The organism is Xanthomonas hydrangeae (assembly GCF_032697525.1).
Classification (GTDB): domain Bacteria; phylum Pseudomonadota; class Gammaproteobacteria; order Xanthomonadales; family Xanthomonadaceae; genus Xanthomonas; species Xanthomonas hydrangeae.
In genome coordinates this window covers 4,559,235-4,585,265 of sequence record NZ_CP103836.1, presented here as the reverse complement: position 1 = coordinate 4,585,265, position 26,031 = coordinate 4,559,235, and the positions used below count along the sequence as shown (strand labels likewise).

Below are 26,031 nucleotides of genomic sequence, written 5' to 3'. Positions count from 1 at the left end.
CTAGCAGCAGCTGACACAACGTAGCGAGCAGTCGTCAGGATGGGCGTGGAAACCGCGGACGAACCGGAGTGCATGAGTGGTATATGCCAAGCACGATTAGTACATGCCAAGCACCGACTGCATCCGCCCGGCTACTCCACGGTAGTTTTGTTAGCCGCTCTAAATGCAGGCGATGCCACGCACTGGGTCAGTTGGCGATGACCAGACGCGCACCGAGCCGCATGCCGGCTTCGGCTTCGCGCAGCCACTGCGCCATGTCGCGCGGCGACAATGGGCGTGAGTAGAAGTAACCCTGGATCTCGTCGCAACCCTGCAGGCGCAGCAGCGCGTCTTCCTGCACCGTTTCCACACCTTCGGCCACCACCTGCATACCCAGCGCATGGCCCAGATGCACGATGGCCTGGGTGACTTCGGCGGTGTTGGCGTCGTCGAGCATGCCTTGCACGAAGCTGCGGTCGATCTTCAGGCGCTGCACCGGGAAACGGTTGAGATAGTGCAGGTTCGAAAAGCCGGTACCGAAATCGTCCACCGCCAGCAGCACGCCGTTCTGCTCGAACAGCTCGAAGCAGCGGCGCAGCGAATCCGAATCGCGGATCAATGCGGACTCGGTCAGTTCCAGCTCAAGCCGCGACGGCGACCAGCCGTTGTCGCGGCAGATTTCCAGCACACGCTCGGCAAAGCCGCGCTCGCGCAGCTGCACCGCAGAGACATTGACCGCAATGCGGCTGAAATTGAGCCCGGCGCGGTCCCAGACCACCGCCTGGCGGCAGGCTTCGCCGATCACCCATTCGCCCAGGCGCACGATTTCGCCGCATTCCTCGGCGATCGGAATGAACTCGACCGGGCTGCAGGGGCCATGGCCAGGACGATTCCAGCGCATCAGCGCTTCGATCGCCGGCGAGGTATCGCCGACCGTGTTGACCAGCGGCTGGTAGACCAGCGTGAATTCTTCGCGCTCGAGCGCGCCCTGCAGCGCGTGCTCCAGCTCCAGGCGGCGCTGCGCACGCAGCAGCACGTCCTGGCTGTAGTAATGGAAGGTGTTGCGGCCGGATTCCTTGGCCGCATACATCGCCGCATCGGCGGCGCGCAGCAGGCTATCGAAATCCGACAGGCCATCGCCCTGCAGCGCAATCCCGATGCTGGCACCGAGCTTGAGGGTGACGTGGTCCTTGCGCAGCGGCTCGCCCAGCGCGCTGATCAACTTGCGCGCCACGTGGCCGGCATCTTCCGGCTCGCCCAGATCGCGCAGCAGCACGATGAACTCGTCGTCGCTGAAGCGCCCGAACAGATCGCTGTTGCGCAAATGCTGATGCAGGCGCGAAGACGCCAGCTTGAGCAGGTTGTCGCCGGTGGCATGGCCGAACGAATCGTTGATGCTCTTGAAGCCATCCAGATCGATCAGCAGCATCGCCAGCACCTGACCGCGCTCGTGCGCTTCGCGAATCGCGTTCTCTGCCTGCTCGCGCAGCAGAAAGCGGTTCGGCAAGCCGGTCAGACGGTCGTAGTGCGCCAGCAGCTCGATGCGCTCGTTGGCTTCGCGTTCGCGGGTGACATCGCGGAACAAGGCGACAAAACGCGGCGGCAGGCCTTCGCGGCGGTCCAGTTCGATCAGTACCTGCACCCACACACGCTGGCCGGAGTTGCGGTAGAAACACAGCTCCAGCTGCTCGGGCAGGCCGCCATCGGAAATACGCAACAGCGCCGCTTCGAAGGCGTCGCGCGAATCCTGGGTGTACAGCGACAGCGCCTGCTCCAGGGTGATGTTTTCCTTGCGCAGGCCATGGATGCGATAGCACTCTTCGGTCCACTGCATGCGCCGGGTATCGACCTCGATCTCGCAGCCGCCGATCTTGCCCAGCGCGGAGACACGATTGAGCAGCTCGGTGCGCCAGCGGATCAACGCGTCGGTCTGGCGTTGCTCGGTGACGTTCTGCAACTGGCCGAGCAGGCGCACCATGGTGCCGTCGCCATCGAAGACCGGCTGTGCCCACACCCGCAGATGATGCGGATTGATGCCGGCAAGGCCATTGATTTCCAGCTCGAAATGCATCGGCATGCCTTCGTGCTTGATCTTGCGCCAGGCGCTGCGCAGCTGCGCAATCGAGGGCCGGCCGAGCACACGCAGGATGTCGCGAATGCTCTGCAGCCGTACCTGGGTCATGCCCAGCTGCTGCAGGAAATCGGGCGAGACCCACAACGCGGCTTTGAGCGTGTCCAAGCTCCAGCTACCCATGCTGGCGATACGCTGGGCATCTTCGAGCTGGGCCTGCTGCTCGCGCAGCTGCTGCTCGAGCAATTTGTGGTGATGCACGTCGGTATGCGTGCCGACCATGCGCAGTGGGCGGCCGTCGGCGGTCCGCGAGACCACGCGGCCGCGATCGAGGATCCAGCGCCACTGGCCGTCGCTCTGACGCAAGCGGAATTCGGCCACATAGGTATCGGTGCGCCCATCCAGGTGCGCCTGTACGGCGGCGCTGACCAGCGCGTGGTCGTCGGGGTGAATCAACCCGGACAAGGCAGTGAGATTGTTCGGCAGCGGCTGCTCGGAGTAACCGAGCATGCGGGTCCAGCGCTCCGAGCGGTACACCACGTCGGCAGGAATATCCCAGTCCCACAAACCGTGATCGGCGCTGTCCAGACCCATTTCCCAACGGCTGGTGCCATCGGCGCCCACCGGCTCGGGAATGCTCAGGGTGAAGGCCATCACCTGGCCGTGTTCGTCGCAGACTGCGCGCAACCAACCTTCCAGACGCCCGCCGCCGGTGCCCGGCAGCACGCAGGCCGCCATGCCGCCGTTATCGGCCACCTGGGCCCGGCTGCTTTCCAGAACTTCGGCATAGGCACCAAGGGTTGCCGGCAATCCAAGCGACTGCGCAACGCGGTTGGCCGCCAGAGGCTGACCATGCGCATCCAACAACACCACCGCTGAGGTCAACGGGTGCTGCAGCATGCTTGCAATGACGCCTGAGTCCACTCTGGAACACTCCGAAGAATCGACCCCTGCCTCGGAGTCGCAATGGATAACGGCCGTTTTGCCGATTAGTTGAGGTGCCTGTTTGCGGCACGACCGAACCGGGCCGAGTTACGGCTAAGATGGCTGCATCGCCGCTCCAAAGGTCGTTCGCGGACCCATGCCTGATCCCGTTGCCGCGCCCGCATTTTCGTCCGCCCCCGTCTCCCGACTTCGCCTCGCCGAACGCCTGCAACAGGGTCTGTGGACGCTGACAGGGCTGTATCTGCTGACCGGTGTGGTGTGGCTGCTGCTGGGCAACCGGCTGCTGCACCTGGCCGGCGCCGCCATGCCGGAGCGCTGGTCGGATGCGAGCTTTCTGGTGGTGTCGAGCATCGTGATCCATCTGGTGCTGCGCCGCTTTGTGGCGCTGATCGTGGAAGAGCACGCCCAGCTGGCGCAGTCCGAGGCACTGCTGCAGGCCAAGTTCCTGGCCCTGCCCAGCCCGGCCCTAATCTACGACCTGGCCACGCTGCGCATCCTGGATGCCAACCCGGCCGCGCTGGAATTCTTTGGCTGGGAGCGCGACGAGTTTCTGCAGCAGACGCTGCAGGCGATCTGGCCCAACGCCGATGGCGCGCGCCTGGAAGAAATCATCACCCAGATCCGTGCCAAGGGCGACGACACCTGCACCCTGCACGAGGATCTGCTGACCCGCAGCGGCCCGCGCCATGTCGAGATCCGCAGCAATCAGCTGCATCTGGCCAGCGGCCCTGCCCGCCTGGTGGTCACCGTGGACCGCAGCGAGGAGCGCCAGGCGCAGCATCTGCGCGACGAAGCGCTTGAGCGGCTGGAAGAAGCGCAAGGCATCGCGCGGCTGGGCTCGTGGCAGCTGGATCGCGCAACCGGTCTGGGCCGTTATTCGCCGGCGGTGTATCGGTTGCTGGGCCGCAGCGTGCCGATGCATCGCCGCGAACATCGACTGGAAGAATTGCTGACCGCCTCGGATACCGCCACCCAGGCACGCATCGAACGGATGATCGAAGACATGTGCACCGGTGGGCAGGTGCAGATCGATGTGCTGCTACCGCTCACTGGCGGCGACTCGCAGCCGCGCACCGTGCACCTGCGTGCCGAGAGCGTCACCACGACGAGCGGCGCACGCCATATCCACGGCACGCTGCAGGATGTGAGCGAGCGCGAACAATCGCGGCGCCTGCTGCGCGAGCGCGAGGAGCAGTTCCGCGAGCTGGTGCGTGTGCTGCCCGATGGTGTGCTGATCCTGGCCGACGAGCACGTGATGTATGCCAATGCGGCAGGCTCGGCGCAGTTCGGCTTCCAGGGCGAGACCATTCTGGGTGAACCGTTGCAGACGCTGGTCGGCGAGCACGATCTGCCGATCGTGCGCGAGTATCTGCGCGCAGGCAGCGACCGCAATGAGCCGGTGTCCAGCGCACGGGCGATGCGCCGTCGCGATGGCAGCACCTTTTATGCCGGCCTGTCGGCTGGCGATATCCGCTACGGCGGGCGCGCCTGCAAGTTGCTGGTGGTGCGCGATTTGAGCGAGCCCGAGCGTATGCGCGACGCCCTGGCCGAAAGCAATGCCGAACTGCAGGCGATGGCCAAGCGCTTGTTCTCGTTGCAGGAAGACGAGCGCCGCGCGATCTCGCGCGATCTGCACGACGATATCGGCCAGGCGATCACTGCGATGAAACTGTCTGCGCATGCGGCGCTGGACGAGCTGGACCCGGCCGCGCGTCGCGAGGATCTGCTCGAGGTGGTGTCGCTGGCCGACAGCACGGTGACCAAGCTGCGCAATCTGTCGATGCTGTTGCGCCCGCCACAACTCGATGCACTGGGTCTGGAAGCGGCGCTGCGCTGGCAGGCGTCGATGTTGTTCCGCGCCTCGCAGGTGCATCTGGAACTGGATATCCAGGCCCTGGACGTACGCCCCGGCAACGAAATCGAACAGGCGTGTTTTCGCATCGCGCAGGAAAGCCTGACCAATGCGTTGCGGCATGCCTGCGCGGGCGAAGTGCGCATGAGCCTGCAGACGATCGACAGCCAGAGCTTTCGCCTGGAAGTGAGCGATGACGGCGATGGCTTCGAACCCGAAGGCCCGCGCGGTCTCGGGCTGATCGTGATGCGTGAGCGTGCGCAAACCGTCGGCGGCGCGCTCGCGATAGAATCAGCCCCCGGAGCAGGCACGCGCGTGACGTTGCGCCTGCCCTATCACCCGGTCGGCGAGTCCGTCCACGACGATGGTGGACGTTGAGTCATGTGGAGCCCGGTTATTCCGCCTGGATTGGAAATCGTCAAACCCACACGCCTGGGTGCAGGCAATCCCGAACTGCTGCATCTGGTGGACGCTGCCGCATCCGGCGGCCCGCCGTTGATGGTGTTCCATATCGATATCGATCACTTTGCCTCGATCAACGAGAACATGAGTGCCGAGGTCGGCGATCAGGCGCTGACGCTGGTCGCGCGCCGGCTGCAGGATTTCCTTGGCGCGCGCGGCAAGTTGTGGCGTCACGGCAGCGATGAAATGGTGGTGGTGGCGGTGCGTCGCGAAGACACCCCATTGCCGGAAGATTTCGCCGAAGAGATCCGCCAGCAGCTGGAATTGCCGTTATCGGTATTGCCGTACACCTTGTTCATGACCGGCAAGGTCGGCATCAGCCTGTGCCCGGAACACTCGAGCTCGCTGTCGATCCTGCTCGATTACGCCGAGGAAGCCAGCTACCAGGCTGCGCGCGAAGGCGGCAACACGGTGCGGCTGTACACGCGCAACTCGACCACCAGTGCGCATAGCGAAAGCATCATCGCGCGGCAGATCGTGGATGCGATTCCGCATGGCGAGCTGCGTCTGCGCTATCAGCCGCTGGTGAGCGCGCGCGATGGCCGCATCGTGGGCATGGAGGCTTTGCTGCGTTGGCAGTCGCCGACGCTGGGCATGCTGGTGCCGGAGCGTTTCATGCGCACCGCCGAGCGCCTGGGCGTGATCGTGCAGATCGGCGAATGGGTGCTGCAGAACGCGGTGCGCCAGGCGCGTCTGTGGCGCGACCAGGGGTTCGACGACTTCAGCATTGCGGTGAATGTGTCCACGCTGCAGTTGCTGCGCCCGGGCTTCTTCAACGAGGTCATGGGCATGTTGCAGACCGCCGGCGTGCCGGCGCAATTCGTCACGTTGGAGATCAACGAAAGCGCGTTGACCAACAACGTCAACTTCGTCCACGAGACGATGGCCAACCTGCGCAACGAAGGCATCAGCCTGAGTCTGGATAACTTCGGCACCGGCGATTCCAGCCTGAGCGCGCTGGTGCGGTATCCGGTGGATCGACTCAAGATCGATCGCAGCTTCATCAAGAGCGCACCGGCCGGCAGCCGCGAGGCGGCGATTGCGCGCGCGATCATCGCGATGGGCCACCAGCTCGGCATGACGGTGATCGCCAACGGGGTGGAATCGCAGGCGCAGCTGGGCTTTCTGCGTCGCAACGATTGCGACATCTTCCAGGGTTATCTGTTCGGCGAACCGATGTCGGCCGAGTCGGCCGGCATGGCGTTACGTCGCCGCTATCTGCGCCCGGAATCGTTTGCCGAAAGCCGCCCCGACCGCACGCTGTTGTTGCTGGACGACGAAGAAAACGTGCTGCGCTCGCTGGTGCGGTTGTTCCGCCGCGACGGCTACCGGATCCTGGCCGCCGGCAATGTCCGCGATGCCTTCGACCTGCTCGCCACCAACGACGTGCAGGTGATCCTTTCTGACCAACGCATGAGCGACATGAGCGGCACCGAGTTCCTGGGCCGGGTCAAGATGCTCTACCCCGACACCGTGCGTCTGGTGCTCTCCGGCTACACGGATCTGGCCACCGTGACCGAGGCGATCAACCGCGGTGCGATCTACCGCTTCCTGACCAAACCCTGGAACGACGACGAACTGCGCGAGCACATTCGTCAGGCCTTCCGCACGCACGATGAGCTGCGTAACGGCCGGGAATAGGGAATCGGGAATGGAGAATCGGTAGAGCAGATCTCTACCGCCTGATTCTCCGCGTGCAAAGTCGTGCCTCAAAACCAAAGCGCCAGCGCACGCCGCTCTACCGATTCCCTACTCCCGATTCCCCAATCCCAGCGCGAAGCGCTACCGCGGCTGCCGCACCGGCAACACGATGCGAAAACTCGCGCCCTGCCCCGGTGTGCTTTCGACGTCGATACGGCCGTGGTGCTTGTTGATGATGCCGTAGGAAATCGACAGGCCCAGACCAGTGCCGCTGCCGACCGGTTTGGTGGTGAAGAACGGGTCGAAGATGCGTTGCATCAGGTCCGGGGCGATGCCGGCGCCGGTGTCCTGGAACTGGATCCAGACGTTTTCGGCCTCGTCGCGGCCGGTGGTGACGGTGATCGTGCCGCGCTCGACAATCGCCTGGCCGGCGTTGAGCAGCATGTTCATGTAGACCTGATTGAGCTCGGACGGCAGGCACTCCACCAAGGGCAGCTCGGCGTAATTGCGCTCAAGCGTCACCTTGTACTTGAGCTCGTTCCAGATGATGTTGATCGTCGATTCGAGGCCGGCGTGCAGGTCCACCATCTTCCACGACTCGGAACGGTCCGAATACGAAAAGTCCTTGAGGTCGCGCACGATGCGGGTCACCCGTTCGATGCCTTCGCGCGATTCGGCCATCAACTGCGGCAGATCGCGACTGATGAAGTCGATGTCGGCGCGGTTGCGGATCTCGTCGATTTCGGGAATCAGCGCCTTCGGATCCGGCGCCTGCAGCGCGCGCTCGTAGGCTTCGATCAGCGTGAACAGGCTGCGCAGATATTCCTGCAGGCTGCCCAGGTTGGAGTGCACGTAACCGATCGGATTATTGATTTCGTGCGCCACGCCCGCGGCGAGCTGGCCGATGGAGGCCATCTTTTCCGATTGCAGCAGTTTGTCCTGCGCACCGTTCAAGCGCAGGTAGGCCTGGCGCAATTCTGCGTGGCGCTGTTGCAGCTCGCGCTCGTAATCCTGCTGGCCTTCGATGTTGTGGAACAACGCTAGAAAGTGCCCGACGCCCTGCTCTTCGTTGTAGTACAGATGCGCGATGACCACGCGGTCGCCGACCGGCAGGCTGCCGGTCCAGGTGCCCTTGCTACGCGCCTGATTGAGCGCATCGGACGGCAAGACCTGCGAGATCCGCTCGCCGAGATTGCGATCGTCGTCGGGGTCTTCCTTGCACAGGCTTTGGCGCGCGATGGCGTTGGCCAGAATCAGCTGCCCGTCTGCGCGGAACAGCAATACGCCCTCGAGCATCTGATCGCCGAAGGCGCGCAGCATGTCCGAAGATGGCAATAGGGTCTGATTGAGAAAAAACTTGGCAGTCACGGGAAGAGGCGGCGTAGAAGACGCGTCAATATACGCCCAACCGCTCACGTGCCGTATTGCGCAAGGCCACGCTCTGACAAGTCGAGCAGATCGCCCGAGCAGATCGATTGCGTCACGGGTGTGCGCCGGACAGCACGCGCATGCTCTCTATGCAACGTGACTTGGGTTTAAGCCACTGCCAGCGAACGTCCGCCGCGCAGCACGCTCGATTGGCCCTTGGCGTCATAGGACGGTGCACTCTCGGTGCGGCCCAGGTGACGCAGCGCCCAGTTCACTTCGCGACGCCGGCGTGCCAGCAGCGCGCCGTTGGCGCGATTGGCTTCGGCCAGTTCGCGCAGACGCACTTCTTCGCCTTCTGGCATTCGCGCTTCGAGCGCGCGCAGTGCCGAGAGCTTGTCTTGCGTATGCCGCATCAACCCATCGATGTCGTTCTCGAGTAATGCCTGGCGTTCGCCGGCCAGCGCGTCGCTGAGACGTTGCAGGAACTCGTTCACGTTCATCCTTTCGGCTGGGAATTAACCGGCCAGTTGCTGATTCAGATCCATCATGCGGCTGGCGATGGCATCCGGGTTGATGGAATAGCTGCCGTTCTGCAACGACTCCTTCACTGCCTGGACGCGACCGGTGTCGATCGCCGAGGACTGCGAAAGCGTGCGCTGCAAGTTCTGCAGGTTGGTGGCCTCGCCGGTCAGCTTGACGCTGTCGGTGGGCGGAAGTGCTGCAATCGGGGACGCGCGGTCTTCACCGGCCGAAGCGATCTTGCTGCTTGTGGCGGCGGTACGAAGGGTGGCGGCGGTCGGTAGATTGCCTTCGATTTTCTGGGTCATGTCAGGAACTCCTCTACAGGTCGTAGGGGATAACGGCATGCCAAAAAAAAACTTTATAGCGAATTTCTATCTGGACACCACAACGGTCCCGCTCGCTTCGACGATCCCCTGCACCACCCGGCGCGAGGACGAGTTCTCTACCGAGACGCGCTCGTTTTCGCCGGCGTCCGACAAGGCGCGACCGCTCATGCGCACTTCCAGACCGCCGTTGCGCGACACCAGCGGCACCGTATCGCCGCGCCGCACCAGCCGCTGCGTGACCAGATCGTTCGACGACAGCAGCGACCCGGCCGGCAGAATGCGCCGGGCGGTCTTGCCCACCGCAGCCACCGGATCGGCCAGGACCGCACCGACAATGCGCGCGGCATCACGTTTCTCGATGCTGATATCGGCCAGAGAGATGGTTTCTCCAGCGCTGATGCCCCGGCGCAACACCAGCACGTCCTGATTGCGGCGCACCTTCAGCGGCACGAACAGACGCCAGCCGGCCGGCTGCGGGCAGGCCACTTCGACCGTGTTGGTTCCGGTGGGCTGCGCCTGCAGCGCGATCGGGCAGGCCGGCATGCGCAGGCCCGGATCGAGCGTGGCCTCCGCCTCGGCATCGGGGCCGACGGTAGCCAGGGCGGCAGCACGGATGGAATCCACAGACTGGTAGCTCTGAGCCCAGGCCGGAGCGGCAGCCAACAGAATGACAAGCAGTAGCAGGCGCATGGGACCAGATCCGGAGGAAGACGGAACAGACAGTGCAAGAGGTGTGCCTGTTTTGAATCGGGAATCGGGAATGGGGAATCGGTCGGGGGCTGAGCCTTGGTCGGTCTTCGTTGCTGATGTGCGATTTGCTTAGTGAACACCGTAAGTACGTCAGAGCACGGCCCCTCGCCTCGGGCTTGCTGCGGAAAGCCCTCCGCTTTTGCGATTCCCTATTCCCGACTCCCGATTCCCGACAGCGCCCCACGCCAACCTTAAAACCGCTCAAGTTTTCCGATGGCGCTGTCGATATCTGCCCCATGACCCACGATCTGCTCAACCGCATCGACCAGCGCACCCGTCTGGCTGGCCACAATCGACTGGCCCTGCTGCTGTTCCGGCTGGGCGGGCGCCAGCTTTTTGGCGTCAACGTCTTCAAGGTGCAAGAAGTGCTGCGCCGCCCGGAGCTGTTCCAGGTGCCCGGCCTGCCAACCGAGTTCGCCGGCGTGGCCGACGTGCGCGGGCGCTCGGTGCCGGTGCTGGACCTAGGCCTGGCCATCGGCCACCCGGAGCGCGACACGCTTTCCGAAAACGGCCCCGGCTATCTGGTGGTGGCCGAATTCAACCGCTCGGTGCAGGGCTTTCTGGTCAGCGGCGTGGAGCGCATCGTCAATATTGCGGTGGAAGACATCCATCCGCCGCCGGAACTTGGCGCCGAAGCCACTTATTTGACGGCGGTGACGCGTTTCCAGGGTGAGTTGATCCAGGTGATCGACGTGGAAAGCGTGCTCGCCGACATCGCCAAGGTCAGCAAGGACGTGCAGCTGGATCCGTCGCTGCAGCTGGTCGCCTACGACCGCCAGTTCCAGGTACTGGTGGTGGACGACTCGCGGGTGGCGCGTCAGCAGATCCGCAGCGTGCTCGACCAGCTCGGCGTCGCGGCGACCTTGCTGTCGGACGGCCGCCAGGCGCTGGACCATCTCTTGCAGGTGGCAGCGTCGGGCGAAAACCCGGCCGATCGCTACGCGATGGTGATCTCCGACATCGAAATGCCGGCGATGGATGGCTACACCTTGACGACGGAAATCCGGCGCACGCCTGGGCTGCAAGGCCTGTACGTGCTCTTGCACACATCCCTATCGGGCGTGTTCAACAACGCCATGGTCGAGCAGGTCGGCGCCAATGCCTTCGTGGCCAAGTACAGCGCCCACGAATTGGCCGATTATGTGCTGGCACGCCTGAAAGTGGTCGCCGAAGCGGCCTGATCAGGCCAATCGGCTGCTGGATCCGAGCCGATCGCAGCAACAAGGCGTCGCGCCGGGCTGCAAAGGACTCCGCGTCATATAAATTGGTCGGTGCGTCGACGCGCTTTTGAAGTGACACCTGCCGACGCCAGACCGCCTCAGGTGGTGCCGAACCTTCGGCTTGGCGCGCTTGATTGAATCAACGTCGTGACGGACACAGGTGCATCGCGTTTCGCGGACGGCCAAGGTGCCGTTCGTCGGCAGCACCGATCATTCTCCGCGTTCTGCGGCCCGCACTACCTCGATTGGCACAAACTTTGCTTTCTCCCTGGTAACACTTCGCGGGAGAGCACCGTGTCCAACTCCATTTCGTCCTTCCTCGGCATCCACGGCGATGCTCTGCCGCTGCGCGAGCAGCGCATGAAGCTCATTGCCAGCAATCTGAGCAATGTGGACACCCCTGGCTACAAGGCCAAGGACATGGACTTCGAGGCCGCGCTGAAATCCGCCGAAGGCGTGCGCGACGGCAGTCTGCTGCAGACCACCGACGCCAAGCACTATGAGATCGGCAGCAGCGGCGGGCTCAACCCGTTCCAGATCACCCGCGAATCCGACCAGCCCAGCCTGGACGGCAACACCGTCGATGCCGACGCCGAACGCGCTGCCTACGGCCGCGCCGCGCTGGAATACCGCGCCTCGCTGAGCTTCCTCGAATCCAAGGTGCGCTCGATGCTCACCGCGATCACGGGCCAATAAGTCATGAGCAATCTTCCCATCTTCGATGTGGCCGGCTCTGCACTGCATGCGCAGTCGGTCCGCCTGAGCACGATCGCCTCCAACCTGGCCAATGCGGACTCTGTCGCAGGCTCGGCCGAGGCGACCTACAAGCCGATCGAGCCGATCTTCCAGGCCCAGCAGAACCGCCAGGATCCCAGCCTGACCTCGGTGAACGTCAAGGAGATCACCACCACCAACGCACCGCCGATCCGGCGCTACGAGCCCGGCCATCCGCTGGCCGATGCCGACGGCTACGTGTTCTCGCCCGATGTGGACCCGGTGGCGCAGATGGTCAACATGATCTCGGCCTCGCGCAACTACCAGGCCGGCGTGGAAATGCTCAATACCGCCAAGGAACTGGCGCTCGCGACTCTCACGATGGGTCGCTGACCCTTCCTAGCTGACCTTTACTAACGGACCTTTCCAGATGAGCACGATCGGCAGTGACCTCTATAAAACGCTCGGCCTGAGCACCAGCAGCACCGTCGCCAAGAAGGAAGAAGCGCTCGGCCAGGCCGACTTCCTCAAGTTGATGACCGAGCAGCTGCAGCACCAGGACCCGCTCAAACCGATGGAAAACAGCGCGTTTCTGGGCCAGTTAGCGCAGTTCTCCACCGTGCAGGGCATTGGCGATCTCAATACCAAGGTCAGCAATTTTTCTGCATCGCAAAGCAGCGATCAGGTGCTCAAGGGCGCGGCGCTGGTTGGCCACAACGTGCTGGTGCCGTCGGCGCAGGTGTCCATCGACGCCACCAACTCGGCCAAGGGCGTGGTCGCCGCCACTTCGGCCGGCACCGTCAATTTCGAAATCACCGATGCCAACGGCGCGTTCGTCAAACAGCTCAGCGTGCCGGCCAGCGCCGCTGGCGAGGTGTCGTTCGCCTGGGACGGCACCGATGCCAACGGCAACCGCATGGCCGCCGGCAAGTACGGCGTCACCGCCACCCAGACCGACACCGCCGGTGCCAAAAGCAAGTTGCCCACCTACGTGGACGCACCGGTGGACAGCGTCACGATCGGCTCGGACGGCCTGTATCTCAACCTGACCGGGCTAGGCACTTCCCCGCTCGCCAACGTGCTCCGCGTCAGCTGAGCCGGCAACCGACACTCAAAGGACCTCATCCATGGCTTTCAATACCTCGTTGTCCGGCATCAACGCAGCCAATGCCGATCTGAACGTGACTTCCAACAACATCGCCAACGTCAACACGACCGGTTTCAAGGAATCGCGCGCCGAGTTTGCCGACATGTTCCAGAGCACCAGCTATGGTCTGTCGCGCAATGCGGTGGGTTCGGGCGTGCGCGTGAGCAATGTGGCGCAGCAGTTCTCGCAGGGCAATATCGACCCGACCGGGCGCAGCCTGGACCTGGCGGTCTCCGGCGAAGGCTTCTTCACCGTGTCCTCCAACGGCGCCAAGATGTACACCCGCGCCGGCAACTTCCAGACCGATGCCAACGGCTATGTGGTCAACCCGCAGGGTGCGCGTTTGCAGGTCTTCGCGCCCAACCCCAGCGGCAACGGGTTCGATGTGGGCCGTCTGTCTGACCTGCAGTTGCTGACCACCGACAGCCCGCCCAAGTCGACCTCCACGGTCAACCTGGCCTTCACCCTTCCCGGCAACGCCACCGCACCGACGGTCACCCCGTTCAACCCGGCCGACGACAAGACCTACAGCCACTCCACCGGCGGCATCAACGTCTACGACTCATTGGGCGTCAGCCATGTGCAGACCTCCTACTTCGTCAAGACGGCCAACCCGAACGAATGGCAGGTGCACAACTACGTGGACGGCGCCGCGGTCGGTGCGCCGACCACGCTGCAGTTCTCCGATACCGGCGCGCTGACCACCCCGGCCAACGGCATCATCGCGATGGACCCGTTCACCCCCAGCACCGGTGCCGGCGTGCTGAACATGCAGCTCAATGTCAGCGGTTCGACCCAGTACGGCGAAGCCTTCGCGTTGCGCGACACCCGCCAGGACGGCTACGCCAGCGGCAAGCTCAACGAAATCAGTATCGACACCAGCGGCGTGGTGTTCGCGCGTTATTCCAACGGTGCCGACAAGCCGTTGGGCCAGGTCTCCCTGGCCAGCTTCGTCAACCCGCAGGGCCTGCAGTCGCAGGGCAACAACATGTGGGCCGAAAGCTACACCTCCGGCGCCGCCCGCGTCGGCGCCCCGGACACCTCGGATCTGGGCCAGATCGAATCCGGCTCGCTGGAAGCCTCCACGGTGGACCTGACCGAGCAGCTGGTGAACATGATCGTGGCCCAGCGCAACTTCCAGGCCAACTCGCAGATGATCTCGACCCAGGATCAGGTCACCCAGACGATCATCAATATCCGTTAACGACTGGGAATGGGGAATCGGGATTAGGGAATCGTAAGAGCCGGCGTCGCGCGTAATCGATGCCGGCCTTGCCCCCTACTCCCCAGTCCCCGCAATCCCGCTTTTGCGATTCCCGATTCTCCATTCCCGATTCCCGATTCCCGATTCCCGGTGCCCCATGGACAAAGCTCTCTACGTTGCGATGACCGGCGCCCGCGCCTCCCTGCAGGCGCAGGGCACCGTGTCGCACAATCTCGCCAACGTCGATACGGTGGGGTTCAAGGCCGCGTTGGCCAACACCGAGGCGTTCAAGATCCAGGGCAAGGGCTATCCGTCGCGGATCGATGCGCTGCACGTGGATCAAGGCTTCGATCGCAGCCAGGGCCACCAACAGGTCACCGGCAACCCGCTGGACGTGTCGCTGCAGCAGGACCGCTGGCTGTCGGTACAGTCGCCCGACGGCAGCGAGGCCTACACCCGCAACGGCGAGTTGGCGCTTACCGCCAATGGCCAGCTGGTCACCGCCAATGGGCATGCGGTGCTGGATGAGGGCGGTGCCCCGATGACGATTCCGCCGCACCAGGCGATGGAAATCGGCAGCGACGGCAGCATCTCGATCATTCCGCAAGGCGAAGGCCCGCAGACCATGGCCATCGTCGGCAAGATGAAGGTCGTCGATGCCCCCGCCGACCGTTTGACGCGGCGCCCGGACGGGCTGATGCGCAACACCAGCACCGACCCGGCGCAGGCGTTCCAGATTGCCACCGGCAAGACCATCAACAGCGGCATGCTGGAAGGCAGCAACGTGGACGCCGCCGGCGCGCTGGTGGAAATGATCCAGCTGCAACGTCAGTTCGAAATGCAGGTCAAGATCATCAAGAACGGCGACGACAACGCACAATCGGCCAATTCGATGATGCGGCTGAACGGCTAAACGGGATCGCCCAGGCGACTGCGCAATTACTAGTCGGCCCGCTGGGTTTTGCCATCCAATTCGAGAGCTGGCGCAAGGCGGCGTGGCAGGCTTGCGCAATCGGCATGTCGTTTGGCCACTATGGCCTCGCACATGCAGGTCTACTGCAGAGCGAATGATCTGGGCCCTCGCTGCGGCTGATCTGCAGCTTGGCTGCGGGCCCCCTGCGCACCCACCTTGGCTGCAGGGCCCTTTTGCCCGTCCACCATCGCGGGACACGCCGCAAGGCAGAGCGGCTGATCTGTGGCTTGGCTGCAGGGCCCTTGCCCGCCCACCATCGCGGGACACGCCGCAAGTACGTCCATGTAGGCTCTTACGCGGCATCCATGCCGCGTAAGGTCCCGCGACGGTCGGCGGACAAGGACCAGTCGAGATGGTCGATGTGCATGGCTTTCAACAAAGCGACCAGCAATCTTTCTGGTGCGGTGTCCTCACCGCTTGCGGGACCGTGTGGCGGCATGGATGCCGCCACCGAGCCTACATGGATGTACTTGCGGCGTGTCCCGCGAGCGGTGAGGGCACCGCGCCCTCGACTGACTAGCCTTTGAGGTCAACGCGCGCCGCCTAGCCGCGGCCTACCCGCCGCCAGCCCTGCCCCGCGAAGGCCGCCGCGCCCACTCCGCGTGATCCAGCGCACAGCCGGCAAAAATCCGGCGCGGATTTGGCACAGCACGTGCATATACCCAGCCGTGCCCGGAACACATCCCCGGGTCTAACGAGGAATCGGGTCATGAATCAGGCTTTGTGGGTCGCCAAAACCGGACTGGATGCGCAGCAGACGCGCATGTCGGTCATTTCCAACAACCTGGCCAATACCAATACCACCGGCTTCAAGCGCGATCGTGCGGCGTTCGAAGACCTGTTGTATCAACAGGTGCGTGCGCCGGGCGGCTCGACGTCGGCGCAGACGCAACTGCCGACCGGCCTGCAGCTGGGCACCGGCGTACGCGTGGTCTCCACCTTCAAGGGCTTCGACCAGGGCAGCCAGCAGCAGACCGGCCGCGCGCTCGACGTGATGGTCAACGGCCGCGGCTTCTTCGAAGTGCAGATGCCTGACGGCACCTCTGCCTACACCCGCGACGGCACCTTCCAGATCAATGCGCAGGGCGAAGTGGTCACCAACAGCGGCTACCCGCTGCAGCCCGGCATCCAGGTGCCCGAAGGCGCGCAGTCGCTGACCATCGGCAACGACGGCACCATCAGCGTGACCCTGGCCGGCCAGGCCGCCGCGCAGGAAATCGGCGCGCTGACGCTGACCGACTTCATCAATCCCTCGGGCCTGCAATCCAAGGGCGAGAACCTGTTCGTCGAAACCACCGCCTCCGGCCCCGCGCAGAACGGCACCCCCGGCCTCAATGGCCTGGGCACCACCGTACAGGGCGCACTGGAAGGCAGCAACGTCAATACGGTGGAAGAGCTGGTGAGCATGATCGAGACGCAGCGCGCCTACGAAATGAATGCCAAGGCGATCTCCACCACCGACTCGATGCTCGGTTACTTGAACAACAACGTCTGATCGGCTCGCCGGTCGCTGCCCTCTCAGGAACTCACGCCATGTCACGCCTGCCCTCTCTCTCCTCTCTGGGTCTTGCCCTCGCCTGCAGCGCGCTGCTGGGTGGCTGCGTGGCAGCCGGCGACGTGCGGCCGTTCGCCGAACTGGCGCCGATCGTGCCGGTGGTCGCGCCGGTGGCGCAGCCCACCGCCGGTGCCATCTATGCCGCCGGCCCGGGCCTGAATCTGTACGGCGACCGCCGTGCGCGCGATGTCGGCGACCTGCTGACCGTGAACCTGGTGGAAAGCACCACCGCCTCGTCCACCGCCAACACCAGCGTCAGCAAGGCCGACACCGTGGACATGAGCACGCCCACGTTGCTCGGCGTGCCGCTCACCGTCGGCGGCAACGACGTGCTGCGCAACTCCACCAACGGCGACCGCACGTTTGCCGGCAAGGGCAATACCGCGCAGAGCAACCGCATGCAGGGCAGCGTGACCGTCACCGTGATGCAGCGCCTGCCCAACGGCAATCTGGTGATCCAGGGGCAGAAGAACCTGCGCCTGACCCAGGGCGACGAGCTGGTGCAGGTGCAGGGCATCGTGCGCGCCGCCGACATCGCCCCGGACAACACCGTGCCCTCCAGCAAGGTGGCCGACGCACGCATCGCCTACGGCGGCCGCGGCGCGATCGCGCAGTCCAACGCGATGGGCTGGCTGAGCCGCTTCTTCAATTCCCGTCTGTCGCCCTACTGAGCCTGCGACCATGAATCTGTCTTCCCTGCCCTTCCGTCTGCTCGCTGCCGCTGTGGCGGTCTGCGCGATCGCCGCGCCCGCCTCGGCCGAGCGCATCAAGGATCTCGCCCAGGTCGGCGGCGTGCGCGGCAACGCGCTGGTCGGCTACGGCCTGGTGGTTGGCCTGGACGGCAGCGGCGACCGCACCAGCCAGGCGCCCTTCACCGTGCAGAGCTTGAAGAACCTGCTCGGCGAGCTGGGCGTCAATGTTCCGGCGAACGTCAATCCGCAGCTGAAGAACGTCGCGGCCGTGGCCATCCACGCCGAACTGCCGCCGTTCGCCAAGCCCGGCCAGCCGATCGACATCACCGTCTCCTCGATCGCCAACGCGGTGTCGCTGCGCGGCGGCTCGCTGCTGATGGCCCCGCTGAAAGGCGCCGATGGCCAGGTCTACGCGATGGCCCAGGGCAACCTGGTGGTCGGTGGCTTCGGCGCGCAGGGCAAGGATGGCTCGCGGGTGTCGGTCAACATTCCCAGCGTCGGTCGCATTCCCAACGGCGCCACGGTCGAACGCGCATTGCCCGACGTGTTTGCCGGCACCGGCGAGATCACCCTCAACCTGCATCAGAACGACTTCACCACCGTCTCGCGCATGGTCGCGGCGATCGACAACAGCTTCGGCGCCGGCACCGCGCGTGCGGTCGATGGCGTCACCGTATCGGTGCGCTCGCCCACCGATCCGGGCGCCCGTATCGGCCTGCTGGCGCGGCTGGAAAACGTCGAACTCTCTCCGGGCGACGCGCCGGCCAAGGTGGTGGTCAACGCACGCACCGGCACGGTGGTGATCGGCCAGCTGGTGCGGGTGATGCCGGCCGCCATCGCGCATGGCTCGCTCACCGTGACCATCAGCGAGAACACCAACGTCAGCCAGCCGGGCGCCTTCAGTGGCGGCCGCACCGCAGTCACACCGCAATCGACCATCACGGCCACCTCCGAAGGCAGCCGCATGTTCAAGTTCGAAGGCGGCACCACGCTCGATCAGATCGTGCGCGCAGTCAACGAAGTGGGCGCGGCTCCCGGCGACCTGGTCGCCATTCTCGAAGCTCTGAAGCAGGCTGGCGCGCTGACGGCGGAGCTAGAGGTCATCTGACATGCGTATCGCAGCCTCGCCCATTGATCTCAACCCGAGCACCAAGGCCGATCCGGCAAAGATCGACAAGGTCTCACGTCAGCTCGAAGGACAGTTCGCGCAGATGCTGGTCAAGAGCATGCGCGATGCGAGCTCCGGCGACCCGATGTTTCCGGGTGAAAACCAGATGTTCCGCGAAATGTACGACCAGCAGATGGCCAAGGCGCTGACCGAAGGCAAGGGATTGGGTCTGTCGGCGATGATCTCCAAGCAGTTGAGTGGCGACACCGGCGGCCCGGCGTTGAACACCTCGCTGAGCACCGCCGATGCGGCCAAGGCCTACGCCCTGGTGGCCGGAAAGCGCGATGCCTCGTTGCCGCTGCCGGCACGCGATGGCGCGGCCGGCAGCGTCGGTGCAAGCCTGGGCGCAGCTGTCGGCACCGCTGCAGGCATCGGCGCAGGCGGCCTGACCGGTATCGGCATGAGCCAGGTGCTGGATCTGATCGCCGGGCGTACCGGCGGTGGCGAGTCCGGCGGCGACGATGCGGCCGCACTGAGCTGGCCGTCAGCCAACGATCGCTGGAGCGATGTGGCTGTCAGCGATGCCGCCGATGCCAGTGCCGCGGTCAATGCGAGCGCGGCCAGCAGCGCCGCCGCCAGCCTGGGCGAGCGCACCCCGGAAGGCTTCGTCGCCAAGATCTGGACGCATGCGCAGAAAGCCGCGCGCGAACTTGGCGTGGATCCGCGTGCGCTGGTCGCACAGGCCGCGCTGGAAACCGGCTGGGGCCGTCGCGGTATCGGCAATGGCGGCGATTCCAACAACCTGTTCGGCATCAAGGCCACCGGCTGGAGCGGCGACAAGGTCACCACCGGCACCCACGAATATGTCAATGGCGTCAAAACCACCGAAACCGCCGATTTCCGTGCCTACGGCTCGGCCGAAGAGAGCTTTGCCGACTACGTGCGGCTACTGAAGAACAACAGTCGTTACCAGCCCGCACTGCAGGCCGGCACCGATATCAAGGGTTTTGCACGCGGCTTGCAACAGGCTGGGTACGCCACCGATCCGGGCTATGCGGCCAAGATCGCGGCGATCGCCAACGGTCCGACCATCGACCGCGCGGTGGCCGCCATCGGCAACGCGGCGGCCGACCTGTCCAACCGCTACGCCAGCACCGCCGAGCCCGCCGGGCTTGGCACCATCCGTCGTTGAGGTAAACGCCCATGTCCATCATGTCCACCGGGACCAGTGCGCTGATCGCCTTCCAACGGGCGTTGTCGACCGTTAGCCATAACGTCGCCAACATCAATACCGAAGGCTACAGCCGCCAACGTGTGGAATTTGCAACGCGCACGCCCACCGACATGGGCTACGCGTTCGTGGGCAATGGCGCCAAGATCACCGACGTGGGCCGGATCGCCGACCAGCTGGCCATCTCGCGCCTGCTCGACAGCGGCGGCGAACTCTCGCGGCTGCAGCAGCTGTCGTCGCTGTCCAACCGCGTGGACGCGCTGTATTCCAACACCGCCACCAATGTGGCCGGGCTGTGGTCGAACTTCTTCGACTCCACCAGTGCGGTGTCGTCCAATGCCTCCTCCACCGCCGAGCGCCAGAGCATGCTCGACAGCGGCAATTCGCTGGCGACGCGTTTCAAGCAGCTCAACGGGCAGATGGACAGCCTGAGCAACGAGGTCAACAGCGGATTGACGTCCTCGGTGGACGAGGTCAACCGTTTGACGCAGCAGATCGCCAAGATCAACGGCACCATCGGCAACAGCGCGGCCAACGCGTCGCCGGACATGCTCGACCAGCGCGATGCGTTGGTGAGCAAGCTGGTGGGCTACACCGGCGGCACTGCGGTGATGCAGGACGGCGGTTTCATGAATGTCTTCACCGCCGGTGGCCAGGCGCTGGTGGTGGGGACCACCTCGTCCAAGCTCACCACCGTCGCCGACCCCTACCAGCCGACCAAGCTGCAGGTGGCGATGCAGACCCAGGGCCAGAATGTCAGCCTCAGCGCCAACTCGCTCGGCGGGCAGATCGGCGGCCTGCTGGAATTTCGCAGCAGCGTGCTGGAGCCGGCCCAGGCCGAACTGGGTCGCCTTGCGGTGGGCATGGCCAGCACCTTCAACGCCGGTCACGCGCAGGGCATGGACCTGTACGGCGCGATGGGCGGCAACTTCTTCAACATCGGTTCGCCCACCACCGCGGCCAATCCGGGCAACACCGGCACCGCGGCGCTGAGCGCCAGCTTCAGCAACATGTCGGCGGTGGACGGGCAGGACGTCACGCTCAGCTTCGACGGCACTGCGTGGAAGGCCACCAGCGCCAGCACCGGCGCGGCGGTGCCGATGACCGGCACCGGCACCCCTGCCAATCCGCTGGTGCTCAATGGCGTAAGCATGGTGGTGGGCGGTACGCCGGCCAGCGGCGACAAATTCCTGCTGCAACCCACCGCCGGACTGGCCGGTACCCTATCGGTGGCCATCACCGACCCCTCGCGCATTGCCGCCGCTACCCCGGTCAAGGCCACCGCCACCGTCGCCAACCTGGGCTCGGGCAAGATCAGCGACGTCAAGGTCACCAATGCGCAGAACCCGGCGCTGCTGACCCCGTCGTCGGTGGAGTTCATCGACGCCAATCAATACACCATCGACGGTACCGGCCCGTTCGCCTACACCGCTGGCCAGACCATCAGCGCCAACGGCTGGAGCTTCACGCTGGATGGCGCGCCCAAGGCCGGCGATACGTTCGGCGTGGGCCCGATGGGCGCCGGCTCCAGCGACAACGGCAATGCCAAGTTGCTGGCCAAGATCGACGATGCCAAAGCGCTCAGCGGCGGCACCGTCACGCTCAACGGCGCGCTGTCGGGCCTGACCACCTCGGTAGGCTCGGCGGCGCGTGCGGCCGATTACGCCGCCGACGCGCAGAAGGTCATCAACGACCAGGCGCAGGCCAGCCGCGATTCGATTTCCGGCGTCAACCTCGACGAGGAAGCCGCCAACATGCTCAAGCTGCAGCAGGCCTATCAGGCCGCCGCACAGATGATCTCCACCGCCGACACCATCTTCCAAGCCATCCTGGGCGCCGTACGCTGATGACCGACCGTATCTCCACCAGCATGATGTACAGCCAGTCGATCGCCTCGATGGGCGCCAAGCAGACGCGGCTGAACCAGCTCGAGTCGCAGCTGTCCAGCGGCCAGCGCCTGGTCACCGCCAAGGACGATCCGGTCGCCGCAGGCACCGCAGTGGGCCTGGACCGTGCGCTGGCCGCGATCACGCGTTTCGGCGAGAACGCCAACAACGTGCAGAACCGCCTGGGCCTGCAGGAAAACGCGCTCTCGCAAGCCGGCGACAAAATGGCGCGCGTCACCGAATTGGCGGTGCAGGCCAACAACTCTTCGCTCAGCCCCGACGACCGCAAGGCGATCGCCTCGGAGCTGACCGCATTGCGCGACAGCATGGTCAGCCTGGCCAACAGCACCGACGGTACCGGGCGCTACCTGTTCGGCGGCACCGCCGATGGCAGCGCACCTTTCATCAAGAGCAATGGCGGGGTCGTCTACAACGGCGATCAGACCCAGAAGCAGGTCGAAGTGGCGCCGGACACCTTCGTCAGCGACACCCTGCCCGGCAGCGAAATCTTCATGCGTATCCGCACCGGCGACGGCACCGTGGACGCGCACCCTTCCAACGCCAATACCGGCACCGGGCTGCTGCTGGATTTCAGCCGCGATGCCAGTACCGGCAGCTGGAACGGCGGCAGCTACAGCGTGCAGTTCACCGCCGCCGACACCTACGAGGTGCGCGACAGCACCAATGCAGTGGTCAGCACCGGCACCTACAAGGATGGCGACGACATCACCGCGGCCGGCGTGCGCATGCGCATCAGCGGCGCACCGGCGGTCGGCGACAGCTTCCAGATCGGCGCCTCCACCACCAAGGACGTGTTTTCCACCATCGACGATCTGGTCGGCGCGCTCAACTCCGATACGCTGACCCAGCCGCAGAAGGCAGCGATGATCAACACGCTGCAGACCTCCATGCGCGACATCGCGCAGGCTTCGTCGAAGATGATCGATGCGCGCGCCTCCGGTGGCGCGCAGTTGTCGGCCATCGACAACGCCAACTCCTTGCTTGAATCCAACGAAGTCACGCTCAAGACCACCCTGTCGTCGATCCGCGATCTGGACTACGCCTCGGCGATCGGGCAGTACGAACTCGAGAAGGCCTCGTTGCAGGCCGCTCAAACGATTTTTCAGCAGATGCAGTCGTCGTCGTTGTTCAACCTGCTCCGCTGATTTTGCAGCAGAAAACCAGGGTTTTTCTTCGCTCCTGCGCGTGAGCATTGTGCAGGCGGACGGAGTTTATTTGTAGAAAGTTATACCAACACTAAAGATTCACGGGGTGCTGCCGAATAAACCAAACCCCTTGATACACAACGTTTCCGTATTTCGTCCTGCAGCAGAAAAACAGTAAAAAAATACTGGATTTCGCTAAAGGTTCCCGACGCAACGCCGTTATTCATCTCAGCAGCGGCAACGGCCAACTTGATGGCCCCCCTGCGGAGGCTCCGGGCAAGTCCCCCTTGCCGGAAAAATCGCTTAGGAGAAATCAAAATGGCACAGGTAATCAACACCAACGTAATGTCGCTGAACGCTCAGCGTAACCTCAACACCAGCAGCGCGAGCATGTCGACGAGCATCCAGCGTCTGTCCTCGGGTCTGCGCATCAACAGCGCCAAGGACGACGCCGCAGGTCTGGCGATCTCCGAGCGTTTCACCACGCAGATCCGCGGCCTGGACGTTGCCTCGCGCAACGCCAACGACGGTATCTCGCTGGCCCAGACCGCCGAAGGCGCGATGGTCGAAATCGGCAGCAACCTGCAGCGTATCCGCGAGCTGTCGGTGCAGTCGTCCAACGCCACCAACTCGGCCACCGACCGTGACGCGCTGAACTCCGAAGTCAAGCAGCTCACCGCTGAAATCGACCGCGTCGCCAACCAGACCAACTTCAACGGCACCAAGCTGTTGAACGGCGACTTCTCCGGCGCGCTGTTCCAGGTCGGCGCCGACGCCGGCCAGACCATCGGCATCAACAGCATCGTCGACGCCAATGTCGATTCGCTGGGCAAGGCCAACTTCGCTGCCGCCGTCTCCGGCGCTGGCGTGACCGGCACCGCCACCGCGTCTGGTTCGGTCAGCGGCATCAGCCTGTCGTTCAAGGACGCCAGCGGCTCGGCCAAGAGCGTCACCATCGCCGACGTCAAGGTTGGCGCAGGCGACACCGCTGCCGATGTCAACAAGAAGGTTGCTGCGGCGATCAACGACAAGCTCGACCAGACCGGCATGTACGCCTCGATCAAGTCCGACGGTACGGTGCAGATCGAATCGCTGAAGGCTGGCCAGGACTTCACCTCGCTGTCGGCCGGTACCTCCAGCGCCACCGGCATCACCGTCGGCGCCGGCATCAACACCGCCTCGGCCGCTTCCGGCTCCACCGCTTCGACCCTGAGCAGCCTGGATATCTCCACGTTCTCCGGTTCGCAGAAGGCCCTGGAAATCGTCGACAAGGCGCTGACTGCGGTCAACTCCTCGCGCGCCGACATGGGTGCGGTGCAGAACCGCTTCACCTCCACCATCGCCAACCTGAGCGCAACCTCGGAAAACCTGTCGGCCTCGCGTAGCCGTATCCGCGACACCGACTACGCCAAGGAAACCGCCGAGCTGACCCGCACGCAGATCCTGCAGCAGGCCGGTACCGCGATGCTGGCCCAGGCCAAGTCGGTTCCGCAGAACGTGCTGAGCCTGCTGCAGTAACTTTTGCAGTAAATCAGCAGCGCTTTGCAGCACGTCCAAAGCCCCTCCCCGGAGGGGCTTTTTTGTGGCCGCAGATTTGACCCGATGGCGCGGCACGCCGGGGTGGCGCGGGTTTCTTGACGCGGCTCGGGCATGAAAATTGCATCACCTCATCCCGTGAGCGAAACGCGTCGCCGCCGCTAAAGTCCCCCCGGATGCGGCCGATACCCGTCTCGTAATCCCATGCGTCCATCTTTTGTGGACGCCCAGACGAGGAATGCAACATGGCATCGGTGATCAGTACTTCCGGCTCCGGTCTGGACATCCCAACTGTGGTGTCCACCCTGGTCTCCCGGCAGAAAGACCCGGAGCAGGCCCGTATCAACAAGGCCGGGACCGCCGCGACGACCCAGTTGTCGGCGATCAGCCAGATCAAGAGCAGCATGACCACGCTCAAATCTGCGCTGGACAAGGTCGTCAGCAGTGCCGACACCAACGCCTACAAGGCGACCGTGCCGACCGATGCCGGCTTCACCGCCACCACCACCAGTTCGGCTGCCCCCGGCAACTACTCGGTGGAAGTGGTCTCGCTGGCCGCCTCTCAGAAATTGGCTTCCGGTGCTTTCACTGCCGATGCCACGGTGGGCAGCGGCACGCTGACCATCGGCTATGGCGACAAAAGCATCACGGTGGACATCAGCGGCACCGACAAGCTCACCGACATCGCCGCCGCCATCAACAAGGCCGCCGGTGGCAAGGGCGTCACCGCCAGCGTGGTCACCGCCAACGATGGCCAGCACCTGGTGTTCAACGCGGTCGACTCCGGCACCAAGGGCGCATTGACCGTCAGTGCCAGCGACCCGAGCCTGAGCAGCCTCACCTATGGCCCCGGCGTCAGCGGCGGCTTGAACCAGTCCGTGGCCGCGGCCGATGCGCTGGTGCGTGTGGATGGCTTCGAGCGCACCTCCAGCTCCAACACCATCACCGACATCGTGCCGGGCGTGGTGCTCAACCTTACCAAGGCCGCCGAAGGCACCAAGGTCACGCTGGGCGTTGCAGCAGACACCAGCGGCCTCAAGGCCAACCTCACTGCCTATGCCGCGGCCTATAACACCGCCAACACGCTGCTGGCCAAGAGCAGCGCCTACGACGCCACCACCAAGACGGCTGCGGCGTTGACCGGCGACCCGCTGGTGCGCGGCCTGCAGCAGCAGCTGCGCGGCCAGGTCAGCGGCAATCTCACCGAGCTCAGGGCACTGGGCCTGACCATCGACAAGGATGGGGTGATGAGCTTTGACGGCGGCAAGTTCGACACCGCCGTTGCCGCCGACGGCGGCGCCGCTGCCGAGGTGTTCGGCAAGGACAGCAAGTACGGCTCGGCCATGACCAAGTTGCTGGACAGCAACGTCAACGTCACCACCGGCACCCTGACCCTGCGTTCGGACAGCTTGAACAAGACCATCAAGGGCTATGAGTCCGACCTGGACGACCTCGACGCACGCATGGTCAAGCTCAGCGATCGCTATACCGCGCAGTTCACCGCAATGGAAACCATGATCAGCAAACTGCAGAGCAGCACCAGCTCGCTCAGCAGCCTGTTGACAAGCTGATTTCCGTGATCGCAGTCCTCAAGTCGTACGCCGGTGTTGCCGATACAAGTAGTACCTATCGTGATGTCGGCCTTGCCTGTTGGCAGGAGCGTTGTCGCAGGAGCACCCCGCT

21 protein-coding genes and 1 other RNA gene are annotated in these 26,031 nt (G+C 64.5%); 16 read left to right on the top strand and 6 right to left on the bottom strand.

Annotation, left to right across the window (positions count from 1 at the left end; all coding sequences use genetic code 11):
• Positions 1 to 8: 8 nt before the first annotated feature.
• Positions 9 to 85, bottom strand: a non-coding RNA gene (locus tag NYR97_RS19350) — sX9 sRNA.
• 102 nt (positions 86 to 187) lie between these two features.
• Positions 188 to 2,974, bottom strand: coding sequence for a bifunctional diguanylate cyclase/phosphodiesterase (locus tag NYR97_RS19345; RefSeq protein ID WP_316695311.1), 2,787 nt, complete (start codon positions 2,972 to 2,974; stop codon positions 188 to 190).
• Between the two features lie 157 nt (positions 2,975 to 3,131).
• Here NYR97_RS19345 and NYR97_RS19340 point away from each other — a divergent pair, with 157 nt between their 5' ends.
• Positions 3,132 to 5,225, top strand: a complete 2,094-nt coding sequence (locus NYR97_RS19340) for a sensor histidine kinase (RefSeq protein WP_316695310.1) — start codon at positions 3,132 to 3,134, stop codon at positions 5,223 to 5,225.
• 3 nt (positions 5,226 to 5,228) lie between these two features.
• Positions 5,229 to 6,950: an EAL domain-containing protein gene (locus NYR97_RS19335; RefSeq protein WP_006450200.1), complete on the top strand. Its 1,722-nt coding sequence runs from the start codon at positions 5,229 to 5,231 to the stop codon at positions 6,948 to 6,950.
• Positions 6,951 to 7,091: 141 nt separating this feature from the next.
• Here NYR97_RS19335 and NYR97_RS19330 read toward each other — a convergent pair whose 3' ends face one another.
• The 4 genes from NYR97_RS19330 to flgA all read right to left on the bottom strand — a co-directional run bounded on the left by NYR97_RS19330 (position 7,092) and on the right by flgA (position 9,856).
• The gene (locus NYR97_RS19330) at positions 7,092 to 8,318 is read right to left on the bottom strand and encodes an ATP-binding protein (protein ID WP_268211637.1); all 1,227 of its coding nucleotides are present in this window, start codon (positions 8,316 to 8,318) and stop codon (positions 7,092 to 7,094) included.
• A gap of 167 nt (positions 8,319 to 8,485) precedes the next feature.
• Positions 8,486 to 8,818 carry a flagellar protein FlgN gene (locus tag NYR97_RS19325; RefSeq protein WP_205391512.1) on the bottom strand — a complete coding sequence of 111 codons (333 nt, stop codon included), beginning with the start codon at positions 8,816 to 8,818 and terminating at the stop codon, positions 8,486 to 8,488.
• Between the two features lie 15 nt (positions 8,819 to 8,833).
• A complete protein-coding gene (flgM, locus tag NYR97_RS19320; RefSeq protein ID WP_006450203.1) occupies positions 8,834 to 9,145 on the bottom strand; it encodes a flagellar biosynthesis anti-sigma factor FlgM in 312 nt (103 codons plus the stop codon).
• Between the two features lie 66 nt (positions 9,146 to 9,211).
• The gene (gene flgA, locus NYR97_RS19315) at positions 9,212 to 9,856 is read right to left on the bottom strand and encodes a flagellar basal body P-ring formation chaperone FlgA (protein WP_006450204.1); all 645 of its coding nucleotides are present in this window, start codon (positions 9,854 to 9,856) and stop codon (positions 9,212 to 9,214) included.
• Between the two features lie 296 nt (positions 9,857 to 10,152).
• Here flgA and NYR97_RS19310 point away from each other — a divergent pair, with 296 nt between their 5' ends.
• From NYR97_RS19310 to fliD, 14 genes are all read left to right on the top strand, one after another.
• Complete coding sequence (locus NYR97_RS19310; RefSeq protein ID WP_055826768.1) at positions 10,153 to 11,097, top strand: chemotaxis protein; 945 nt, start codon at positions 10,153 to 10,155, stop codon at positions 11,095 to 11,097.
• Between the two features lie 333 nt (positions 11,098 to 11,430).
• Positions 11,431 to 11,832 carry a flagellar basal body rod protein FlgB gene (gene flgB / locus NYR97_RS19305; RefSeq protein ID WP_205391514.1) on the top strand — a complete coding sequence of 134 codons (402 nt, stop codon included), beginning with the start codon at positions 11,431 to 11,433 and terminating at the stop codon, positions 11,830 to 11,832.
• 3 nt (positions 11,833 to 11,835) lie between these two features.
• A complete protein-coding gene (gene flgC / locus NYR97_RS19300) occupies positions 11,836 to 12,243 on the top strand; it encodes a flagellar basal body rod protein FlgC (protein WP_023903962.1) in 408 nt (135 codons plus the stop codon).
• A gap of 37 nt (positions 12,244 to 12,280) precedes the next feature.
• Positions 12,281 to 12,946: a flagellar hook assembly protein FlgD gene (locus NYR97_RS19295; RefSeq protein WP_205391515.1), complete on the top strand. Its 666-nt coding sequence runs from the start codon at positions 12,281 to 12,283 to the stop codon at positions 12,944 to 12,946.
• 31 nt (positions 12,947 to 12,977) lie between these two features.
• The gene (gene flgE, locus NYR97_RS19290; RefSeq protein WP_205391516.1) at positions 12,978 to 14,201 is read left to right on the top strand and encodes a flagellar hook protein FlgE; all 1,224 of its coding nucleotides are present in this window, start codon (positions 12,978 to 12,980) and stop codon (positions 14,199 to 14,201) included.
• A 157-nt stretch (positions 14,202 to 14,358) separates the two neighbouring features.
• A complete protein-coding gene (flgF, locus tag NYR97_RS19285; protein WP_006450210.1) occupies positions 14,359 to 15,114 on the top strand; it encodes a flagellar basal-body rod protein FlgF in 756 nt (251 codons plus the stop codon).
• A 769-nt stretch (positions 15,115 to 15,883) separates the two neighbouring features.
• Positions 15,884 to 16,669: a flagellar basal-body rod protein FlgG gene (gene flgG, locus NYR97_RS19275; protein WP_006452262.1), complete on the top strand. Its 786-nt coding sequence runs from the start codon at positions 15,884 to 15,886 to the stop codon at positions 16,667 to 16,669.
• A gap of 38 nt (positions 16,670 to 16,707) precedes the next feature.
• Positions 16,708 to 17,400: a flagellar basal body L-ring protein FlgH gene (gene flgH / locus NYR97_RS19270; protein WP_210761734.1), complete on the top strand. Its 693-nt coding sequence runs from the start codon at positions 16,708 to 16,710 to the stop codon at positions 17,398 to 17,400.
• A gap of 10 nt (positions 17,401 to 17,410) precedes the next feature.
• A complete protein-coding gene (locus NYR97_RS19265; RefSeq protein ID WP_006452264.1) occupies positions 17,411 to 18,529 on the top strand; it encodes a flagellar basal body P-ring protein FlgI in 1,119 nt (372 codons plus the stop codon).
• Position 18,530: 1 nt separating this feature from the next.
• Positions 18,531 to 19,721, top strand: a complete 1,191-nt coding sequence (flgJ, locus tag NYR97_RS19260) for a flagellar assembly peptidoglycan hydrolase FlgJ (protein WP_316695309.1) — start codon at positions 18,531 to 18,533, stop codon at positions 19,719 to 19,721.
• 11 nt (positions 19,722 to 19,732) lie between these two features.
• The gene (gene flgK, locus NYR97_RS19255) at positions 19,733 to 21,607 is read left to right on the top strand and encodes a flagellar hook-associated protein FlgK (protein ID WP_316695308.1); all 1,875 of its coding nucleotides are present in this window, start codon (positions 19,733 to 19,735) and stop codon (positions 21,605 to 21,607) included.
• Positions 21,607 to 22,812 (top strand): flagellar hook-associated protein FlgL, encoded by a 1,206-nt coding sequence (gene flgL, locus NYR97_RS19250; protein WP_316695307.1) that lies wholly within the window; start codon positions 21,607 to 21,609, stop codon positions 22,810 to 22,812. Before flgK ends, flgL begins: the two co-directional genes overlap by 1 nt.
• Positions 22,813 to 23,130: 318 nt before the next feature.
• A complete protein-coding gene (locus NYR97_RS19245) occupies positions 23,131 to 24,330 on the top strand; it encodes a flagellin (RefSeq protein ID WP_316695306.1) in 1,200 nt (399 codons plus the stop codon).
• A gap of 263 nt (positions 24,331 to 24,593) precedes the next feature.
• Complete coding sequence (gene fliD, locus NYR97_RS19240; protein ID WP_316695305.1) at positions 24,594 to 25,919, top strand: flagellar filament capping protein FliD; 1,326 nt, start codon at positions 24,594 to 24,596, stop codon at positions 25,917 to 25,919.
• Positions 25,920 to 26,031: the final 112 nt, after the last annotated feature.

Excerpts from the sequence above, each read along its gene's own strand:
- NYR97_RS19340 (WP_316695310.1), top strand. The coding sequence starts at position 3,132 with ATGCCTGATCCCGTTGCCGCGCCCGCATTTTCGTCCGCCCCCGTCTCC.
- NYR97_RS19335 (WP_006450200.1), top strand. The coding sequence starts at position 5,229 with ATGTGGAGCCCGGTTATTCCGCCTGGATTGGAAATCGTCAAACCCACA.
- NYR97_RS19325 (WP_205391512.1), bottom strand. The coding sequence starts at position 8,818 with ATGAACGTGAACGAGTTCCTGCAACGTCTCAGCGACGCGCTGGCCGGC.
- flgM (WP_006450203.1), bottom strand. The coding sequence starts at position 9,145 with ATGACCCAGAAAATCGAAGGCAATCTACCGACCGCCGCCACCCTTCGT.
- flgA (WP_006450204.1), bottom strand. The coding sequence starts at position 9,856 with ATGCGCCTGCTACTGCTTGTCATTCTGTTGGCTGCCGCTCCGGCCTGG.
- NYR97_RS19310 (WP_055826768.1), top strand. The coding sequence starts at position 10,153 with ATGACCCACGATCTGCTCAACCGCATCGACCAGCGCACCCGTCTGGCT.
- flgC (WP_023903962.1), top strand. The coding sequence starts at position 11,836 with ATGAGCAATCTTCCCATCTTCGATGTGGCCGGCTCTGCACTGCATGCG.
- NYR97_RS19295 (WP_205391515.1), top strand. The coding sequence starts at position 12,281 with ATGAGCACGATCGGCAGTGACCTCTATAAAACGCTCGGCCTGAGCACC.
- flgE (WP_205391516.1), top strand. The coding sequence starts at position 12,978 with ATGGCTTTCAATACCTCGTTGTCCGGCATCAACGCAGCCAATGCCGAT.
- flgF (WP_006450210.1), top strand. The coding sequence starts at position 14,359 with ATGGACAAAGCTCTCTACGTTGCGATGACCGGCGCCCGCGCCTCCCTG.
- flgG (WP_006452262.1), top strand. The coding sequence starts at position 15,884 with ATGAATCAGGCTTTGTGGGTCGCCAAAACCGGACTGGATGCGCAGCAG.
- flgH (WP_210761734.1), top strand. The coding sequence starts at position 16,708 with ATGTCACGCCTGCCCTCTCTCTCCTCTCTGGGTCTTGCCCTCGCCTGC.
- NYR97_RS19265 (WP_006452264.1), top strand. The coding sequence starts at position 17,411 with ATGAATCTGTCTTCCCTGCCCTTCCGTCTGCTCGCTGCCGCTGTGGCG.
- flgJ (WP_316695309.1), top strand. The coding sequence starts at position 18,531 with ATGCGTATCGCAGCCTCGCCCATTGATCTCAACCCGAGCACCAAGGCC.
- flgK (WP_316695308.1), top strand. The coding sequence starts at position 19,733 with ATGTCCATCATGTCCACCGGGACCAGTGCGCTGATCGCCTTCCAACGG.
- flgL (WP_316695307.1), top strand. The coding sequence starts at position 21,607 with ATGACCGACCGTATCTCCACCAGCATGATGTACAGCCAGTCGATCGCC.
- NYR97_RS19245 (WP_316695306.1), top strand. The coding sequence starts at position 23,131 with ATGGCACAGGTAATCAACACCAACGTAATGTCGCTGAACGCTCAGCGT.
- fliD (WP_316695305.1), top strand. The coding sequence starts at position 24,594 with ATGGCATCGGTGATCAGTACTTCCGGCTCCGGTCTGGACATCCCAACT.